This window comes from Xenorhabdus anantnagensis, from assembly GCF_028598555.1.
Lineage (GTDB): Bacteria > Pseudomonadota > Gammaproteobacteria > Enterobacterales > Enterobacteriaceae > Xenorhabdus > Xenorhabdus anantnagensis.
Genome location: NZ_JAQRFN010000082.1, coordinates 1 through 948, shown reverse-complemented (window position 1 = coordinate 948; position 948 = coordinate 1). Strand labels below are relative to the sequence as shown.

The window sequence follows — 948 nt, the reverse complement described above, 5'->3', positions numbered from 1 at the left end:
ATTATCGATTAAACTCTGAAATTCCCTAGTCTCATCATCAGACTGCAATATCGCACCTTTAGGATACCCGCCAATAGAAACAGCGTATTCTGGTGAGAATTTGTATTTACCACCCTTGGATAAATGCACGATATTATCGGATATCTGGTTCAGTATGCCGTTAAAATCTCTGCCACTCGGAGGTAGTCCACCCGCCGCTACAGGCATCATCGTAATCTGTGGAAATCCTGTGTCCCATGTCGCTTTTTGGCCGGGTAAATCTGATTTATAGCCAGCGGGTATTTCGTCTCGTTGCCCGTTCTGGGCGAACGGTTTTGGTATTAAATTAGGGTTTTTCATTGTTCACCTATGCAAATGCTGCCTGTCCAAATGGTTGAAATCCAGTGCCATAGAAACCAAAAAACTCACCTAATGGCAGTTCGGCTATGCTGATTTTGACACCGCAGGGTTGTGGTAATATGTGCTGGTTATATATGAGATTTTTTTCTAGCTCAGATAACCGATACTCAAATACATATCTCGCGGTCATGTGTCCTGTAAGCAAAAAATAAGCCCGACCGCTCTTGAATGATGCTTGCAGAAAGGCATTGATGTTATATGCCGTCGCGTTCAGAATATTCGCGTAGGCCTTCATCAATATCACTTCTCTGAATGTCGAATCATCCATCATGTATGACGACTCAGTATGTAATCCGCTATAAAATGGAGATTGGTCGAATGGTGAATATTTTTTGGTTTCATTAAATCCAAAATAATCAACATTCGGATCAGGGATAGATAGCCCTCGATTAATGCCAACTATCCTCCCCCAGATATCCAACCCAAACCCCTGAGCGGTGAGCACATTAACCGCCAGATGATAGAACTCATCAGCATTAGCTCTGGGGTCGATGGTTTCATTAAATGAGTTGAGGATGGTGCAGATGGTAGGGCTGTTGGCGTATTGGC

1 protein-coding gene and 1 pseudogene are annotated in these 948 nt (G+C 43.4%); both read right to left on the bottom strand.

Annotation, left to right across the window (positions count from 1 at the left end; genetic code table 11):
- Positions 1 to 339, bottom strand: a pseudogene (locus PSI14_RS19955) (hypothetical protein); the annotation flags it as partial.
- A 7-nt stretch (positions 340 to 346) separates the two neighbouring features.
- On the bottom strand, positions 347 to 948 hold a 602-nt coding region (locus PSI14_RS19950; RefSeq protein ID WP_273577722.1), incomplete at its 5' end, for a baseplate wedge 1 family protein.